We start from the raw sequence: 16817 nt of genomic DNA, 5'->3' as shown, positions 1-16817 counted from the left end.
ATTCAAAGCGTCGGACCGAAAGGCCGTGTGGTGGCGTTCGATTCCCTGAGTCCTGAAGAGCTGACCAAGCTGCATGCCCGTCATCAGCAGGATTATGCGGACCTGCAGGCAAAAAAGCTGTCCCTGGATCTCACCCGCGGCAAACCCGCTGCGGAACAACTTGACCTGTCCAACCAGCTGTTGAGCCTGCCCGGCGACGACTATCGCGACCCAGAAGGCGTCGACACCCGCAACTACGGCGGCCTGCACGGCCTGCCGGCACTGCGCGCCATCTTCGGGGAGCTGCTCGGCATCCCGGTGCCGAACCTGATCGCGGGAAACAACTCCAGCCTGGAGTTGATGCACGATCTGGTGGCCTTCTCGATGATCTATGGCGGCGTGGATTCACCGCGGCCCTGGAAGGACGAACCCACCGTCAAATTCCTGTGCCCGGTGCCCGGATACGACCGCCACTTCGCCATCACCGAATCGATGGGCATCGAGATGATCCCGGTCCCCATGCTGCAGGACGGCCCGGACGTGGACCTGATCGAAGAGCTGGTCGCCGTCGACCCGGCGGTCAAGGGGATGTGGAACGTACCCGTGTTCGGCAACCCCACCGGGATCACCTATTCCTGGGAAACCGTCCGTCGGCTCGTGCAGATGCGCACAGCGGCGCCCGACTTCCGTCTGTTCTGGGACAACGCGTATGCGGTGCACACGCTCACCCACGACTTCATCCGCCAGGTCGACGTCCTGGGCCTGGCCGCCAAGGCGAACAACCCCAACCGGCCCTACGTCTTCGCGTCCACGTCGAAGATCACCTTCGCCGGTGCCGGAGTGAGCTTCTTCGGGGGGTCGCTGGGGAACATCGCGTGGTATCTGCAGCACGCCGGAAAGAAGTCCATCGGCCCGGACAAGGTCAATCAGCTTCGTCACCTGCGCTTCTTCGGCGACGCCGACGGCGTGCGGCTGCACATGCAGCGCCACCAGCAGATCCTGGCGCCCAAGTTCGCGTTGACGCTCGAAATCCTGGACAGGCGGCTGAGTGACTCCAAGATCGCGTCGTGGACCGAACCCAAGGGTGGCTACTTCATCAGCCTCGACGTGTTGCCGGGCACGGCGCGCCGCACCGTCGCGCTTGCCAAGGACGCCGGTATCGCGGTCACCGAGGCGGGCGCATCGTTCCCGTACCGCAAGGACCCCGACGACAAGAACATCCGGATCGCGCCGACATTCCCGTCCTTGCCGGACCTGAGCGACGCCGTCGACGGATTGGCGACGTGCGCGCTGCTGGCGGCCACCGAGTCGGTGCTCGAGCTGTCACCGAGCGCGCGTTGAGGGCAATCCTCGGAATTGACTCTGCGCTGGTGGCGGACAAGGGCGAGTGTGGTGCGCCCTCAGCGCAGACTCAACGCCAGCGGGGTAGGCGTCACCCCTCGTCGGTAGCCTGCTGACGTGGCTCTGTACCGCAAGTATCGACCGGCGACCTTCGCCGAGGTGGTGGGGCAGGAGCACGTCACCGAACCGCTGTCCATCGCCCTGGAAGCCGGCCGGATCAACCACGCGTACTTGTTCTCCGGGCCGCGCGGCTGCGGCAAGACGTCGTCAGCGCGGATTCTGGCGCGATCGCTGAACTGTGCGCAGGGGCCCACCGCCACGCCGTGCGGCGTCTGCGACTCCTGCGTGGCGCTGGCGCCGAATGCGCCCGGCAGCATCGACGTGGTCGAGCTCGACGCCGCCAGCCACGGCGGTGTGGACGACACCCGCGAGCTGCGTGACCGCGCGTTCTACGCGCCCGCGCAGTCGAGGTACCGGGTGTTCATCGTCGACGAGGCGCACATGGTGACCACCGCCGGGTTCAACGCGCTGTTGAAGATCGTGGAGGAACCCCCGGAGCACCTGATCTTCATCTTCGCCACCACCGAGCCCGAGAAGGTGCTGCCGACCATTCGGTCGCGCACGCACCACTACCCGTTCCGGCTGTTGGCGCCGCGCACCATGCGGACCCTGATCGGTCGCATCTGCGAGCAGGAGGGCGTCGTCGTCGACGATGCGGTGTTCCCGCTGGTCATCAGGGCCGGTGGCGGGTCGCCCCGCGACACCCTCTCGGTGCTGGACCAGTTGGTGGCCGGCGCTGAGGGTTCGCACGTCACCTACCAGCGGGCGTTGGGTCTGCTCGGAGCCACCGACGTCGCGCTGATCGACGACGCGGTCGATGCGCTCGGCGCGGGGGATGCGGCGGCGTTGTTCGGAGCGGTCGAGTCGGTGATCGACGCCGGGCACGACCCTCGTCGCTTCGCTACCGACCTGTTGGAGCGTTTCCGCGACCTCATCCTGTTGCAAGCGGTTCCCGACGCGGCATCCCGCGGCGTGGTCGACGCGCCGGAGGACGTGCTGGACAAGATGCGTGAGCAGGCGGCGCGCATCGGGCCGGCGACTCTGACGCGATACGCGGAGGTGGTCCAGGCCGGCCTGGGGGAGATGCGCGGCGCGACCGCCCCCCGGTTGCTGCTGGAAGTGGTGTGTGCGCGGCTGCTGTTGCCATCGGCCAGCGACGCCGAATCCGCGTTGCTGCAACGTGTCGAGCGGATCGAGAAGCGGCTGGAAATGTCGATTCCCGCTGCAGCTCCGAACGCGGCTCCGGCCGCAGCTGCGAGCGCGGTGGCCGAACCGCCACCGGCGCCGCGCCGCGCACCGGCACGCGAAAGCACGCCGCCACCTGTAGCTCGCCGGGAGCCCCCCGCCGCGCCCACACCGGCGCCACCACCGGCACCGGCGCCGCCACCGCCACCAGAACCAGCCGCCGCGCCGGGCGAACTCAGCGCGGCCGCGGTGCGGACGATGTGGCCAACCGTGCGCGAAAAGGTCCGCCAGCGCAGCCGCACCACCGAGGTGATGCTGGCCGGCGCCACCGTCCGGGCCCTCGAAGGCAACACCTTGGTGCTGGCCCACGAGTCGGCGCCGCTGGCCAAGCGACTCTGCGAACAGCGCAACGCCGACGTCATCGCCGAGGCGCTCAAGGACGCGCTCGGCGTCAACTGGCGGGTTCGGTGCGAAACCGGCACCGGCGAGACCGTCGGCAACTCACCTCCTCCCAAGGTCGACAGGCCCGCCCCGGAAGTGGATGCGGCTCAGCGCGACGAGGAAGAAAGCATGCTGGCCGAAGCGGGACGCATAGACCCGTCGGCGCCGCGCCGCGACCCCGAAGAGGTCGCCCTGGAATTACTGCAGAACGAACTGGGCGCTCGTCGCATAGAGGGCTAGGGCGTCCACCAGGGCCGCAGCGGCAACGCGTCCTCACCCCAGGTGTCGACGTTGGCGGCCAGCACGTGATGCAGCTGAATGTTGTTGCGTTCGAAAGCTACTCGCGAGGCCGCCATGTACAAGCCCCACACCTTGGCCACCGGTAACCCCACCTCGACGACCGCTTCCTCCCAGTGCTCCACGAGATTGCGGCCCCAGTCGCGCAGTGTCATCGCGTAGTGGTGCCGGAGGTTCTCCTCGTGCAACACCTCGAAGCCGACTTCTTGGATCTCGGTGATGATGCGACCCGAGCCGGTCAGCTCCCCGTCGGGAAAGACATAGCGGTCGGTGAAACCACCCCCGAACGGCGTCGATGTGTTGTTATGCCGGGTGATGCAGTGGTTGAGCAGCAGTCCCCCGGTGCGCAATTTGGACTTGAGGAACGCGAAATAGCGCGGGTAGTTCTTGACGCCGATGTGTTCGGTGAGCCCGATCGAGGAAACCGCGTCGAAGTTCGTCTCGGGCACGTCGCGGTAGTCACAGTGCCGCACCTCGGCCAGGTCCGCGAGCCCTTCGTCTTCGATCGCCTGCTGAGCCCACTTGGCCTGCTCGGCCGACAAGGTGGCGCCGATGGCGCGCACACCACGTCGGGCGGCGTAGCGCACCATGCCGCCCCAGCCGCATCCGACGTCGAGCAATCGGTCGCCCGGCTGTAGCCGCAGTTTCTCGAAGACCAGCCGGTACTTGTTTTCTTGGGCTTCTTCCAGCGTCGCATCGGGGGTCGGGTAGACCGCGCAGGTGTAGGTCATCGACGGGCCGAGGACCCACGCGTAGAAGTTGTTGGAGACGTCGTAGTGGTGGTGGATAACTTCGGCGTCGCGGGTTTTGCTGTGCCGCAAGCCCTCGGCGACCCGACGCCACCGTGGCGGCGTTTCCAGAGGTGGCGGCGGGACCGGCAACAGGTTCTCCACGCCGATCGACCGCACCACGTTCGCCAGCACCCGCAACGACGGCCTCTTGAACTGGACCCGGTCGGTCAACGCCATCAGCAGGTCGTAGAGATCTCCGGGATGTACCCCGTGCGTCTGCAAGTCGCCGGACACGTAGGCCCGCGCGATGCCGAGTTCGCCGGGGGCAGTCGCCAGGTAGGTGGCCCCGCGCGGGGACTTGAGTTCGAGTCCTAACGGGGCGTCTTCTTTGCCGGCGACGCTGCCGTCGTAGGCAGTGAATTTCAGTGGTTGTTCCCCCGAGGCGGTGAAGATCTTCAGGACCTCCGCCATGCTCAGCCGGGGGCCTAACGGGTTGGTGGGCGCAGTGATCGTCATCGTCGTTGCACCGCCTTTTCGTACAGAGTTAACAGACGGGAATCGGGGTCATAGGTCTTCTTCACAGTGTTGTAGGACTCCCCGCCGTACAGCGCGTCAAACTCCTCGCGCGAATAGTAAGAGTCCGAATACAGCGACTTGTGCCCGTCGAGTTCGCTCACCTTGTTCTCGATCTTGCGGTTGGTCTCACCCTCGGTGGCACCCGCCGGCACCGACGACCAGAACCCGATGTTGACATACGTGTGGTCCGGTCGGATCGGGTACAGCGGCCAGCCTTGGTGATCGCGCAGTCGCAACGGGCACAACCAGATTGGTGTGATGGGCACGGTTGCGAGGAACCAGTCGAGGAACTCGACCACTCGTTCGACCGGCAACTCGACGTCTTGCACAACTCGCTCGCGCGGCGGACGACCGTTGCGCTTTTCGATCCGGTCGGAGATTCCGAACCGTTGATCCAGCGCTACCAACTTCCAGTAGAAGCTGCTGCGCCGGTAGCGCCGCGGCCACCACCGCCGCACCCGTGGGTTCTGAGCGCCGAACGCGCGTGAGCACCAGAACCAGTCGGTGTCCCAACGCCAGAAGTAGTCGTGCATCGTCAACCGGTCGTCCTTGATTCCGGTTTCGTGCCGGATCGACTGGTAGTAAACATCGTTGCCGGTGTAGTCGCTGACCGGCCCAGGGGTGATGGTCCGAATGCCCAGGCAGAGGTAGCTCTCGTCGGCGCTGAACACCACTCCGTCGAGGTAATCCACCGGGACGCCGTCGTATCCACCGGTGTCGACGATCCGTTCCAGCTGCGTGATGAGTGCGTCCACCGAGTGGAATCGGACATGCCGCAGCGTCACAAACGGCTTAATTGGCTCCAACGAGATTTTTACTCGTGTCGAATATCCAAGCGTGCCATATGAATTGGGAAACGCGCGGTACAAGTCGGAGTGCTCGTCGGCGGAAACGGTGAGCAATTCTCCTGCGCCGGTGAGGATGTCCATCTCCAACACCGATTCATGCGGCAGGCCGTTGCGAAACGATGCCGACTCAATGCCCAGGCCGCTGACGGCGCCGCCGACGGTGATGGTCTTCAATTGCGGAACCACCAGTGGCGCAAGGTCGTAGCGCAACGTCTCGGCCACCAGGCGCTCGTAGGTGCACATGCCGGCGACGTCGGCGGTGCGGGCGTCGGGGTCTACGCCGAGGACGTCGGTCAACCCTGACGTATCAAGGCCGCGCGCACCACTTTTGGCGCGGGCGCGGAACAAGTTCGATGTGGGCTTGGCGAGTCGTACCGGCGCAGTCGGTGGGATGGATCGATAACTTGCGCGCAAACGCTCTACACCTGCAGTGTGAGCTGACTGTGCGGATCCAGGGACAGCCACCACAGATATCCTAGTCTTCGATATCCGACCGTGCAGTGCGGACTTTACTGCCAGACACGGAGCGATCAGAAGGAGTTGCGCCTGATGGGACAGGTGAGCGCAGCCAGCACGATCTTGATCAACGCTGAGCCCGCGGCCGTGCTTGAAGCAGTGGCCGACTACGAGACCGTCCGCCCCAAGATCCTTTCGTCGCACTACAGCGACTACCAGGTCCTCGAGGGCGGTCACGGGCAGGGCACGGTGGCGAAATGGCGACTGCAGGCCACCGAGTCGCGGGTGCGCGACATCCAGGCCAGCGTGGACGTGGCCGGTCACACGGTGATCGAGAAGGACGCGAACTCGTCCTTGGTGACGAACTGGACGGTCGCTCCTGCGGGACCGGGTTCCAGCGTCACCGTCAAGACGTCCTGGAACGGGGCGGGCGGCATCAAGGGATTCTTCGAGAAGACGTTCGCGCCGTTGGGGCTGAAGAAGATCCAGGGCGAAGTGCTGGCCAACTTGAAGAAAGAGCTGGAAAGCTCCTCGAGCTAGCGCGTCTGGGCCTGGGTGGCCAGGAAACCCGCGACGCCCTTGACGAGCGCTTCGGCGTACTTCTGGCGGCCCTCGGCCGACTCCATCAACGCCGAGTCGACCGGGTTCTTCATGTTCCCCAACTCGACCAGGACCGACGGATACTGCGCCAGGTTGAGCCCGGCCAGGTCCGAACGCCCGTACAGGCCGCCTTGGCCGATGTAGTTGGCCGGCGGGAGGCCCGATGCCTGCAACTGATCGCGCATCACCCGGGCGAACTGCACCGACGGCCCGGACTGCGCCGCGTTGAGCGGCGGGGATGAGTAGTTGACGTGGAATCCCCGGCCGGTCGCGGGGCCGCCGTCGGCGTGCAGGCTGACGATCGCGTTGGGCCGCAGTGAATTGGCCATGTTGGCGCGCTCGTCCACGCAGGGTCCCAGCGCGTTGTCGTTACCGCGTGACATGGCGGTCCGCACGCCGAGCGCGTTGAGTGACGCGCGCAGGCGCAACGCGGTGTCCCAAGTGAAGGTGTGTTCCGGGTAGCCGCTGTTGGTTGACGTCCCGCTGGCCTGGCAGTCTTTGGTGCCGCCGCGGCCGGTGGGCACCTGGCGGCTGATGGATGCGTCGTTGGCGCCGTTGTGGCCGGGGTCGATGAATACGACCATGCCGGCGATGGTGGAAGGGGCTGCGGTTGCTGCTGGGATGTTGGGCGTCCCGGCCGCGATAAGCGCCCCGGCCGCCATTGCTACCCCGACACGAAGGCCAACTCGTAGGTCCACGGCGCCAAGGTAGCGCGCCGCCGTCTACGCTTGAGGTTTCAAATCGCCGACAACCGCAGGCGAAACCAACTCGAGACCAAGATGCGAGGGGACTGTCATGCAACCCGGAGGCGATATGTCGCAACTGCTCGCACAGGCGCAGCAGATGCAACAAAAGCTACTGGAAGCTCAGCACCAGTTGGCGAACTCGGAAGTGCACGGTTCGGCCGGCGGTGGCCTGGTCCAGGTCAAGGTGAAGGGCAGCGGCGAGGTAGTCGCGGTGACGATCGACCCCAAGGTCGTTGACCCCAGCGACATCGAGACGTTGCAGGACTTGATCGTTGGCGCGATGCGTGATGCCTCGCAGCAGGTCACCAGGATGGCGCAGGAGCGTCTGGGTGCGTTGGCCGGGGCGATGCGTCCGCCGGCGCCCCCCGGAGCGCAACCCGGGCAACCGGGTGTGCCGCCGGGTGGTCCAGGTGCCCCGCCGGTCCCGCCCGGGCCTAGGCCGGGCGGTCCTGGCCCCGGCCTGGGAGTCTGACCAGCCCTAACACTTGCGCCAGCATGTTTGAAGGACCCGTTCAGGACCTGATCGACGAGCTCGGCAAGCTGCCGGGCATCGGCCCCAAGAGCGCGCAGCGCATCGCGTTCTACCTTCTGTCCGTGGAACCACCGGACATCGACCGGCTGATGGCTGTGCTCGGCAAGGTTCGCGACGGGGTGCGGTTTTGCGCGGTGTGCGGCAACGTCTCCGACGACGAGCGATGCAGGATTTGTTCCGACGCGCGTCGAGACGCGTCGGTGGTGTGCGTCGTCGAAGAACCCAAGGACATTCAGGCCGTCGAGCGCACCCGCGAATTCCGCGGTCGCTACCACGTGTTGGGCGGGGCGCTAGACCCGTTGTCTGGAATCGGGCCGGAGCAATTGCGCATCCGTGAGCTGCTGACTCGGATCGGCCAGCGCGTCGACGATGTCGACATCACCGAGGTGATCATCGCTACCGACCCCAATACCGAGGGTGAGGCGACAGCGACCTATCTGGTGCGGATGCTGCGCGACATCCCCGGGTTGACCGTGACCCGGATCGCGTCTGGGCTTCCCATGGGTGGCGATCTGGAATTCGCCGACGAACTGACGCTCGGGCGTGCGTTGGCGGGCCGCCGCGTGCTCGTCTGATTTGGCGGCGTTCGGTTCGGGTCTGGTGTAGTCGGGTCTGGTCGCTGCTCGACGCTCGGCGCTCGGCGCTCGGCGCTCGGCGCGAGCCTGTAATCCTGCAGGTCTGCACTCGAACTTTTCCTGCGAATCTTCAGGGTCGCGGTGTGGGTGGGGTTGTGGCGTCGGGCGTGGTGGCCGTCAGGCGTGAGCCTGTAATCCTGCAGGTCTGCACTCGGGTTTTTCCTGCGAATCTTCAGGGTCGCGGTGTGGGTGGGGTTGTGGCGTGGGGTGTGGTGGCCGTCAGGCGTGAGCCTGTAATCCTGCAGGTCTGCACTCGGGTTTTTCCTGCGAATCTTCAGGGTCGCGGTGTGGGTGGGGTTGTGGCGTGTGGTGTGGTGGTCGTCGGGCGTGAGCCTGTAATCCTGCAGGTCTGCACTCGAACTTTTCCTGCAAATCTTCAGGCTCGGAAAACTTGTCGGCCCCCAGTGCCAGCATCTGCAACCATGGCGCTGGTTTGCGGCAAGGAACAGGTATTCATCGGCAAGGATGCAGTGACCAACGGCGACCTCACCAGGTATGAGCTGCAACGTTGGTACCGGCCGTTCTTTCCTGGCATCTACACGCCGAAGGAACACACGCTGACGCTGCGGGACCGGACCGTCGGGGCCTGGTTATGGTCGGGCCGCAAAGCTGTGATCGCAGGCGCTGCGGCCTCGGCGTTGCACGGCGCTCAGTGGGTAGACCACGACACCCCTATCGAGCTGATCTGGACGAATACCCGTCCCCCACAAGGAATTGCGGCCCGCGACGCGACGCTCTGCGAAGACGAAATCACCCGCAGGGTCGGTCTTCCGGTCACCACCGTGGCGCGTACGGCATACGACCTCGGGCGGCAGTTGCCGCGTGGGGAAGCGGTGGCACGCCTGGACGCACTGATGTACGCGACGTCGTTCTCCATCGAAGACGTGCTGCCCCTGGCCAAGCGCTACACAGGCGCGCGGGGTACACAACGGCTGCTCAACATATTGCCGCTGGTCGACGGTGGCGCCGCGTCGCCGAAGGAAACATGGCTAAGGCTGCTGCTCATCGACGCGGGGTTCCCAACTCCGGAGACGCAGATTCCGGTGAGTGAAAACTTGTGGGCCGTCGGCGTCGTTGACATGGGTTGGGAGCGGTACAAAATCGGCGTTGAGTACGACGGCGATCAGCACCGCACCGACCGGCGCCGATACGTGGGTGACCTAAAGCGGCTACGAAAGTTGGAAAGGCTGGGCTGGATCATCATCCGGGTGATCAACGAAGACAAGCCCGACGAGATCGTGGCCCTCGTGCGGGAAGCGCTGCTGTCACGCGGCTGGCGGCCCTGACCCTTAGCGCGCCCCGAACCGTTCCCGACGCAACAACTCCACCTCGGGCAGTTCCAGCGGCGGCAGCGAACCCACCACCTTGCCGAGCAGCAGGTCGGCCAACTCCGGATTGCGCGCTAGGCACGGCCCGTGCATGTAGGTCGCGACGACGCTGCCCTGAACGGCACCGTCGATACCGTCGCCCGCCCGGTTGCCGGCGCCCTTGACGACCGCACTCAACGGAGCAGCGTCCGGCCCCAACACCGTTCCGCCCCGGTGATTCTCGAACCCGGTGAGGCGCTGACTCAACCCGGACAACAAGGGCTTGGCCACCAGCTCGCCGATCGTCCGGGAGTTCTGCGGCGACGTCGTGACGTCGAGCATGCCGACCCCGTCGACGCGTTCCCCGGACGACGTCTCGTACCAATGCCCAAGCACCTGGATGGCCGCACAGATCGCCAGCACGGGTGCCCCCCGCTCGGCCGCGCGCTGCAGGCCTGGGTACCGCTGCAAGTGTCGGGTCGCCAACCGCTGTGCGTAGTCCTCAGCGCCGCCCAGCGTGTACAGGTCGAGCGAGTCGGGGACCGGATCGTTCAGCGTTACCTCGACGATTTCGGCGGCGATGCCCCGCAGCCGCAGACGCTGCCGCAGCACCACGGCGTTTCCGCCGTCGCCGTAGGTTCCCATGACGTCGGGCAGCACGAGCCCGATCCGCACCACCGAGTCAGCCACGGCGCGCCAATGCTCGTTGCAACTGCAGGAAAGCCGTGTAGTTGGCGACGACCTCCACGCGGCCGGGTGGGCAGGACGCGATGGCCGCCAGGGTGTCGTGCACCAGGGTGTGTTCGACTCCCGCGTACCCCAGGCGAACCGCGAGGTCCGTGCCGCGTTCACCGGCCGCGACCACCGCGGTTTCTTCGAAGTGCTCGAAGCGCACGTCCCACAGCCAGGACAGATCCTCGCCGTCGGGCACCTGCCCGTTGACCGCGATGACCACCCCCGCCGCGTGCTTGTCCACCATCGACAGCGCTTCCTGCCAACCTGCCGGATTCTTGGCCAGCAGGATGCGCGCTTCGTGGGCGCCGAGTCGGACTGTCCGGTAGCGACCGGCCACCTCGTCCACGTTCGACACCGCAGCCACGGCAGACGACGGATCCACACCCAAGGCCACGGCGGCCGCCACGGCCTGCGCTGCATTCCCGCGGTTCACTGCGCCAGGCAACGCCAACTTCATCGGCAGCGCGACCCCACCCGGCCCGTAGATGGTGTCGTCATCGAACCACCAGTCCGGGCTGGGTCGCTTGAAATCCGCACCGGTGGAGTACCAGTGTCCTTGCTCGCGGACGATAACTTCGCCGCTGCGGGGACAGCTGACCGAGTCGTTCGCCCATGAACCGCCGGCGGCCACCCACACCACGTGCGGGCTGTCGTAGGCCGCCGACGTCATCAGCACATCGTCACAGTTGGCAACGACGGTCGCCTTCGGGTGCCGGGCCAGGCCAGACCGCAGTGTTCGTTCGATCACGTTGATTTCGCCGACACGGTCGAGCTGGTCGCGGGACAGATTCAGCAGCACGATGACGGCCGGGGAAACGGCGTCGGCGACATGCGGCACGTGCATCTCGTCGACTTCCAGGGCCGCCAGCTCGGCGTCGCGGTTCGCAGCCAGCGCGGCGACCAGACCTGCGTCCATGTTGGCGCCCTCGGCGTTGGTGGCGACGGCACCGAGCGTTCCTAGCGCGGCCGCTGTCATCCGGGTCGTCGTCGACTTGCCGTTGGTACCGGTGACGATGACCGTGCGCCGGCCCTCACCGAGCTGACGGAGCACCGAGGGGTCCAGGGTCATTGCGACCAGGCCGCCGATCATCGCTCCGGCTCCGCGACCGGTCACCCGCGATGCCCAGCGCGCACCGGAACCGGCGGCGAGGGCTAGGCGAGCACGGGCGGTAACCACCCGGGCAGTTTAAGGGCGATCGCAAGCGCGGCGCTCGGCGCCGGGCGCAGCGGGTCGCCCTGTGGCCGGGTGCGATCGCAAGCGCGGCGCTCGGCGCCGGGCGCAGCGGGTCGCCCTGTGGCCGGGTGCGATCGCAAGCGCGGCGCTCGGCGCCGGGCGCAGCGGGTCGCCCTGTGGCCGGGTGCGATCGCAAGCGCGGCCCTCGCCGCGCCGGGCGCAGGGGGATTGCAGGTAATCGCCGCGCAGCAAAATGGCCGACACGATGCGCGGTGAGGATGGCATGTCGGTCTGACGTGCCATCCTCATGCCATGAACCGGATTTCCTGGGGTCGTCCGGCGCGCGAGCCGGACGCAGGTTGGGCCGTTATCGACGTCGAGACCTCGGGCTTCCGGCCGGGTCAAGCCCGGATCATCAGCCTCGCTGTCCTCGGCCTGGACGCTGCGGGCCGGGTGGAGCAATCCGTGGTCAGCCTGCTCAACCCCGGAGTCGACCCCGGGCCGACACACGTGCATGGCCTGACGGCGGCGATGCTCGAGGACCAGCCGCAATTCGCCGACATTGTGGGCGACGTCACGAAGGTGCTGCGCGGCCGCACCTTGGTGGCGCACAACGTCGCGTTCGACTATGCGTTTCTGGCTGCCGAGGCAGAGATGGCCGACGCCGAACTCCCGGTGGACTCGGTCATGTGCACGGTCGAGTTGGCCCGGCGACTGGATTTGGGCCTCGACAATTTGCGGTTGGAGACCCTGGCCGCGCACTGGGGCGTCGCCCAGGAACGCCCGCACGACGCGTTTGACGACGCGCGCGTGCTCAGCGGGATCCTGGCACCCGCATTGGAGCGGGCCCGTGACCGCGACGTCTGGCTGCCGATCCATCCCGTCACCCGACGTCGCTGGCCGAACGGCAGGGTGACCCACGACGAGCTGCGACCGCTGAAGGCACTGGCGTCCCGCATGCCCTGCCCGTACCTCAACCCCGGCCGCTACGTCGCCGGCAGGCCGCTGGTCCAAGGCATGCGCGTGGCACTGGCTGCCGAGGTGAGACGCACTCACGAGGAACTCGTCGAACGGATATTGCACGCCGGCCTGGCCTACGCCGACGACGTTGACCGCGACACCTCGCTGGTGGTCTGCAACGACATCGCGCCGGAACAGGGCAAGGGATACCGCGCTTTACAACTGGGCGTACCGGTGGTTTCCGACACCCAATTCATTGACCGTGTCGGCTCGGTCGTCGGCGGCCGAACCATGGAGCATTTCGTGGACACCACCCTCGTCGACGAGCAATTCGCCCTCTTCTGAAGACCCCACGTCGAACACTTGCGCACCCGCCCTGCCCTGCCGCGGCCGTAAAGTCCGCCCGACCAGATGGAAGAACTGAGCCGATTGCTCAACGGCTACCTGTTCAGCAAGCTCGGCCTGGTCGACCGACTGATCAGCGCGTACTTCGCCGTCTAGCGGTTTGGCAGCGCCTAGCAATCTGGCCGAGGTTTTGTAGTCACGCCACCGCAGGTGGGCGGATACGTTGAACCGATGCGGAGGGGACGTGCGGCAACCGCGGCGGTGACGTTATTGGGAACCGCGCTGACGCTGACCGCGTGCGGGGGCGACGCGAACGGCGCGACCAGCGACGTCGTGCACGTGCCCGCGAACCTGTGCGCACTGCTCAGTGCCGATGACGTCAGCCAGGCCGTAGGCAAGCCGTATCCGGCCCCAACGCGAACGCACAACGGGCTTGGCCAACAGGACTGTGAATCGGTCCCGGCGGAAGGCAACACCGTCAGCTTCACCCTGTTCTGGGGAAACTGCGTCGACGGCAGGCAACCCAACATGGATTGCCGCAACTGGTGTCCGGCACCTTCGCCAGGATCAAGCAGGAAGCAGCCAGTACCAGTCCGGTCGAGCAGGTCCCCAACCTCGGCGAACAGGCGTACTGCACGCCGGGGCCGGATGCGGCGGTGACGGTGCTCAAGCGCTGGTATTACCTGACGGCTGTGACCGACACGTGTGCGCAGGCCCAGCGCCTGGCCAGCGCGCTGCTGACCAAGCTGGGCTAGCGCACGGCGCGGTTGACCGCCGACACCACCGCCCGCAGCGATGCGGTCGTGATCGACGGCGCGATGCCCACACCCCAGACGGTCTTGCCCCCGACCGAAGCCTCCACGTAGGCGGCGGCCTGCGCGTCGTCGCCGGCACTCATTGCGTGCTCGGAGTAATCCAGCACGGCGACGTCGAACCCGACGGTGCCCAGGGCGTGGACGAACGCGGCCAGCGGCCCGTTGCCTTCGCCCTTGATCTCGGTCTCGACACCGTCGATCTTGACGGCCGCGGTGATGCTGGTGGTGCCGGTGTCTTCCTCGGCGGCATCGACGTGCTGTCGGATGCGCTCCAGCGGCCGGATCGGCGCCAGATACTCCTCGGAGAACGCCTCCCACATCTCCTTCGGCGAGACCTCGCCGCCCTCGCCATCGGCCAGTTTCTGGATCACCTGCGAGAACTCGATCTGCAGCCGGCGCGGCAGGGCCAAACCATGGTCGGTCTTCATGATGTAGGCCACCCCGCCCTTGCCGGACTGGGAGTTGACCCGGATCACCGCCTCGTAGGTGCGCCCGACGTCCTTGGGGTCGATGGGCAGGTAAGGCACCTGCCAGAGCATGTCGTCGACGTCGGTGTCGGCGGCATCGGCGTCGAACTTCATCGCGTCCAGGCCCTTGTTGATGGCGTCCTGGTGACTGCCGGAAAACGCGGTGTAGACCAGGTCACCGCCGTAGGGGTGCCGCTCGTGCACCGGCAGTTGGTTGCAGTACTCGACCGTGCGCCGGATCTCGTCGATGTTGGAGAAGTCGATCTGCGGGTCCACGCCGCGCGAGAACAGGTTCAGCCCCAACGTCACCAGGCAGACGTTTCCGGTGCGCTCGCCGTTGCCGAACAGGCAGCCCTCGATCCGGTCGGCGCCGGCCTGGTAGCCCAATTCGGCTGCGGCAACGGCAGTTCCGCGGTCGTTGTGGGGGTGCAGACTCAGGATGACCGACTCCCGGTTGGCCAGGTTGCGGCTCATCCACTCGATCGAGTCGGCGTAGACGTTGGGCGTGGTCATCTCCACCGTGGCGGGCAGGTTGAAGATGATCGGGTTGTCCGGCGTCGGCTGGATGATCTCGCCGACGGCGTTGCACACGTCCCGGGCGTATTCCAGCTCGGTACCGGTGTAGGACTCCGGCGAATACTCGAACCGCCACTGCGTGCCCGGGTATTTGGCGGCTTCCTCGACGCACTTGCGCGCGCCGTCGGTCGCGATCGCCAGCACCGCATCCCGGTCGGCCCGGAAGACCACGCGGCGCTGCAGGATCGACGTCGAGTTGTAGAAGTGCACGATCACCTTGTTGGCGCCTTCACACGCCAGGAAGGTCCGCTCGATCAGCTCGGGTCGGCACTGCGTCAGCACCTGGATGGTGACGTCGTCGGGAATGGCGCCGTCGGTGATGATCTCGCGGACGAAGTCGAAATCGGTCTGGCTGGCCGAGGGAAATCCGACCTCGATCTCCTTGTAGCCCATGCGCACCAGCAGGTCGAACATGCGGCGCTTGCGGGCCGGGCTCATCGGGTCGATCAGCGCCTGGTTGCCGTCGCGCAGGTCTACCGCGCACCACAGGGGCGCGCGCTCGATGACGCGGTCCGGCCAGGTGCGGTCGGGCAGGCGGATGGGTTCGACTTCCTCGGCGAACGGCCGATACCTGCTGACCGGCATCGACGTGTTGCGCTGGGGGTTCCACACGGGCTGACCTGGTGCAGTTGGGCCGTCCGGTTTGACGATGGTGCGGGCTGAACGATAGACGTCGGGTGAATCAGAATTGGTCACGGTAGTTGCTCCGGTGAATTTTGGGGGACCTCAGACCGGCGCATTGCGAACCCCCGCGACGGGAAGCCGGTCTGGATCAGACCCCGTCGCGGCGTCCGAGGAGGAGCACCCGATGCACGTCCTGAATGCTACCGTGCGCGGCCCAGTAGCCAAAACCGCCGCCTCGTGCTAGATAAGTCGGCCGAGATCAGACGTGCCTACCGATAGCCTTTGCCGATGAGGTCGTTCATCAGTGCAAGTCACGCCGCGACTTGCTGGGTCGCCAGGGTGGCTGCGATTACCGCCTGCGGCGGCGCTGCTGTTCTCGGTGCCACGGCCGATTGCGCCGCGGCGCCCTCGGGCCAGCTGATGGGAACGTTGCCGGCCGGCTTCTCATCAGGCAATTGTCAAGAGATAGACCCGGTGGAGGGGTCACTCGAGCGGGTGGTGTGCGGCCAGAGCAGCGACCCGAGCGGACCCTCGCACGCAGTGTTTTTGCTCTATGCCACTCCCAATGACGTGACCAGAAATTTCGCGCACGGCGCGGGCGTAGCCGGTTACTCGGTGGCGTCGTCCTGCCCGGGTGATCAAGCTTCACCCGGGACGTGGGGCGATAGCTACCGCGATCAGACGGCGGGTCTGGTCGAGTGTGGGACTTCTGCCGCGGGCAAACCTGCCGTGATCTGGACCGACGATGACATACGCAGACTCGGCATCGTCGAGGGCAACGACATCGACACCCTTTATCGGTGGTGGCGAGGCAACGCTTGACGGTCTGATTTCGGGGACGATCTGGGCGACACCACCCGAAGACGGGTCACCCGGGTCACCCGGCCCCAAAGCCCAGTGGGCTCTGCGCCCATGTCAGATCCCAGCCGGCGGTCTCGGCCATCCACCCAGGCACGCCCATCACCCACAACGTCGCCACGGTGACCGCCGCCGTCAACAGCGTGCCCATGAATTGCACCGCCCCGTGCTGTCGGCGGAACCACCGCATCACCGCGTTGTACCGACCGCGCACGTATTTGAGCAGCCGCCGGAAGACAGTGAACTCGGTAGCCAGGACCGCTAGGCCCAGGAACACGATCGCCCACCCTGGACCCGGATACGGGATTGCGATGATCCCGACGCACAACAACGCCAGTCCGACAATGCCGACCAAGATGCGGTAGGTCACATCGAGCGCGGGCCAGGTGCGCAGCCGATCGCGCGCGCCAGCCAGGCGGCGGCGAAGGCCACCACGCGGTTTGTCGGCATTTCCGGCCATGTCTCCGGTATTCCCGCAATGACGTGGAAATCAATCAAGATGCGCCGACCCGTATCCTGTTGTGGACTT

At 66.3% G+C, this 16817-nt stretch carries 17 protein-coding genes; 9 read left to right on the top strand and 8 right to left on the bottom strand.

What is annotated here, in order from left to right:
• Positions 1–30 precede the first annotated feature (30 nt).
• Both G6N68_RS26425 and G6N68_RS26420 read left to right on the top strand, forming a co-directional pair.
• Positions 31–1320 carry an aspartate aminotransferase type Ic gene (locus G6N68_RS26425; RefSeq protein WP_163719155.1) on the top strand — a complete coding sequence of 430 codons (1290 nt, stop codon included), beginning with the start codon at positions 31–33 and terminating at the stop codon, positions 1318–1320.
• 117 nt (positions 1321–1437) lie between these two features.
• Complete coding sequence (locus G6N68_RS26420; protein WP_163719154.1) at positions 1438–3246, top strand: DNA polymerase III subunits gamma/tau; 1809 nt, start codon at positions 1438–1440, stop codon at positions 3244–3246.
• Here the strand turns inward: G6N68_RS26420 and G6N68_RS26415 are convergent.
• A complete protein-coding gene (locus G6N68_RS26415) occupies positions 3243–4550 on the bottom strand; it encodes a class I SAM-dependent methyltransferase (protein ID WP_205351525.1) in 1308 nt (435 codons plus the stop codon). The genes G6N68_RS26420 and G6N68_RS26415 overlap by 4 nt on opposite strands.
• Entirely contained in the window at positions 4547–5926 is a 1380-nt protein-coding gene (locus G6N68_RS26410) for an FAD-binding oxidoreductase (protein WP_205351524.1), read from the bottom strand. The genes G6N68_RS26415 and G6N68_RS26410 overlap by 4 nt, the downstream gene beginning before the upstream one ends.
• 81 nt (positions 5927–6007) lie before the next feature.
• Here G6N68_RS26410 and G6N68_RS26405 point away from each other — a divergent pair, with 81 nt between their 5' ends.
• On the top strand, positions 6008–6454 hold the full coding sequence (locus G6N68_RS26405; RefSeq protein WP_163719153.1) for an SRPBCC family protein: 447 nt from the start codon (positions 6008–6010) through the stop codon (positions 6452–6454).
• Here G6N68_RS26405 and G6N68_RS26400 read toward each other — a convergent pair.
• Positions 6451–7212 (bottom strand): Rv3717 family N-acetylmuramoyl-L-alanine amidase, encoded by a 762-nt coding sequence (locus G6N68_RS26400; RefSeq protein ID WP_205351523.1) that lies wholly within the window; start codon positions 7210–7212, stop codon positions 6451–6453. The two genes, G6N68_RS26405 and G6N68_RS26400, sit on opposite strands and share 4 nt — an antisense overlap.
• 97 nt (positions 7213–7309) lie before the next feature.
• Here G6N68_RS26400 and G6N68_RS26395 point away from each other — a divergent pair, with 97 nt between their 5' ends.
• The 3 genes from G6N68_RS26395 to G6N68_RS26385 all read left to right on the top strand — a co-directional run bounded on the left by G6N68_RS26395 (position 7310) and on the right by G6N68_RS26385 (position 9713).
• The gene (locus G6N68_RS26395; RefSeq protein ID WP_163719152.1) at positions 7310–7732 is read left to right on the top strand and encodes a YbaB/EbfC family nucleoid-associated protein; all 423 of its coding nucleotides are present in this window, start codon (positions 7310–7312) and stop codon (positions 7730–7732) included.
• A gap of 23 nt (positions 7733–7755) precedes the next feature.
• On the top strand, positions 7756–8367 hold the full coding sequence (recR, locus tag G6N68_RS26390; protein WP_163719151.1) for a recombination mediator RecR: 612 nt from the start codon (positions 7756–7758) through the stop codon (positions 8365–8367).
• 482 nt (positions 8368–8849) lie between these two features.
• Positions 8850–9713, top strand: a complete 864-nt coding sequence (locus G6N68_RS26385; protein ID WP_163719150.1) for an endonuclease domain-containing protein — start codon at positions 8850–8852, stop codon at positions 9711–9713.
• Between the two features lie 3 nt (positions 9714–9716).
• On the opposite strand, the gene G6N68_RS26380 is transcribed toward G6N68_RS26385, so the two are convergent.
• On the bottom strand, positions 9717–10412 hold the full coding sequence (locus G6N68_RS26380) for a type 1 glutamine amidotransferase (protein WP_163719945.1): 696 nt from the start codon (positions 10410–10412) through the stop codon (positions 9717–9719).
• A 4-nt stretch (positions 10413–10416) separates the two neighbouring features.
• On the bottom strand, positions 10417–11646 hold the full coding sequence (locus G6N68_RS26375; protein ID WP_163719149.1) for a Mur ligase family protein: 1230 nt from the start codon (positions 11644–11646) through the stop codon (positions 10417–10419).
• Between the two features lie 309 nt (positions 11647–11955).
• Between G6N68_RS26375 and G6N68_RS26370 the strand changes: the two genes are divergently transcribed.
• On the top strand, positions 11956–12948 hold the full coding sequence (locus tag G6N68_RS26370; RefSeq protein ID WP_163719148.1) for a DEDDh family exonuclease: 993 nt from the start codon (positions 11956–11958) through the stop codon (positions 12946–12948).
• A 545-nt stretch (positions 12949–13493) separates the two neighbouring features.
• Entirely contained in the window at positions 13494–13703 is a 210-nt protein-coding gene (locus tag G6N68_RS26365) for a hypothetical protein (protein ID WP_163719147.1), read from the top strand.
• On the opposite strand, the gene leuA is transcribed toward G6N68_RS26365, so the two are convergent.
• Both leuA and G6N68_RS26355 read right to left on the bottom strand, forming a co-directional pair.
• A complete protein-coding gene (gene leuA, locus G6N68_RS26360) occupies positions 13700–15502 on the bottom strand; it encodes a 2-isopropylmalate synthase (protein WP_163719146.1) in 1803 nt (600 codons plus the stop codon). The two genes, G6N68_RS26365 and leuA, sit on opposite strands and share 4 nt — an antisense overlap.
• 239 nt (positions 15503–15741) lie before the next feature.
• Positions 15742–15885: a hypothetical protein gene (locus G6N68_RS26355; RefSeq protein WP_163719145.1), complete on the bottom strand. Its 144-nt coding sequence runs from the start codon at positions 15883–15885 to the stop codon at positions 15742–15744.
• A 115-nt stretch (positions 15886–16000) separates the two neighbouring features.
• On the opposite strand from G6N68_RS26355, the gene G6N68_RS26350 reads away from it, so the two are divergent.
• Entirely contained in the window at positions 16001–16252 is a 252-nt protein-coding gene (locus tag G6N68_RS26350; protein WP_163719144.1) for a hypothetical protein, read from the top strand.
• Positions 16253–16307: 55 nt separating this feature from the next.
• On the opposite strand, the gene G6N68_RS26345 is transcribed toward G6N68_RS26350, so the two are convergent.
• Positions 16308–16748: a TIGR02611 family protein gene (locus G6N68_RS26345; protein ID WP_163719143.1), complete on the bottom strand. Its 441-nt coding sequence runs from the start codon at positions 16746–16748 to the stop codon at positions 16308–16310.
• Positions 16749–16817: the final 69 nt, after the last annotated feature.

The organism is Mycobacterium bourgelatii, from assembly GCF_010723575.1.
Taxonomy (GTDB): Bacteria; Actinomycetota; Actinomycetes; order Mycobacteriales; family Mycobacteriaceae; genus Mycobacterium; species Mycobacterium bourgelatii.
Note: the sequence above shows the minus strand (reverse complement) of the source record. Positions and strands in the feature narration are given on the sequence as shown.

Excerpts from the sequence above, each read along its gene's own strand:
- G6N68_RS26415 (WP_205351525.1), bottom strand. The coding sequence starts at position 4,550 with ATGACGATCACTGCGCCCACCAACCCGTTAGGCCCCCGGCTGAGCATG.
- G6N68_RS26405 (WP_163719153.1), top strand. The coding sequence starts at position 6,008 with ATGGGACAGGTGAGCGCAGCCAGCACGATCTTGATCAACGCTGAGCCC.
- G6N68_RS26395 (WP_163719152.1), top strand. The coding sequence starts at position 7,310 with ATGCAACCCGGAGGCGATATGTCGCAACTGCTCGCACAGGCGCAGCAG.
- recR (WP_163719151.1), top strand. The coding sequence starts at position 7,756 with ATGTTTGAAGGACCCGTTCAGGACCTGATCGACGAGCTCGGCAAGCTG.
- G6N68_RS26385 (WP_163719150.1), top strand. The coding sequence starts at position 8,850 with ATGGCGCTGGTTTGCGGCAAGGAACAGGTATTCATCGGCAAGGATGCA.
- G6N68_RS26370 (WP_163719148.1), top strand. The coding sequence starts at position 11,956 with ATGAACCGGATTTCCTGGGGTCGTCCGGCGCGCGAGCCGGACGCAGGT.
- G6N68_RS26345 (WP_163719143.1), bottom strand. The coding sequence starts at position 16,748 with ATGGCCGGAAATGCCGACAAACCGCGTGGTGGCCTTCGCCGCCGCCTG.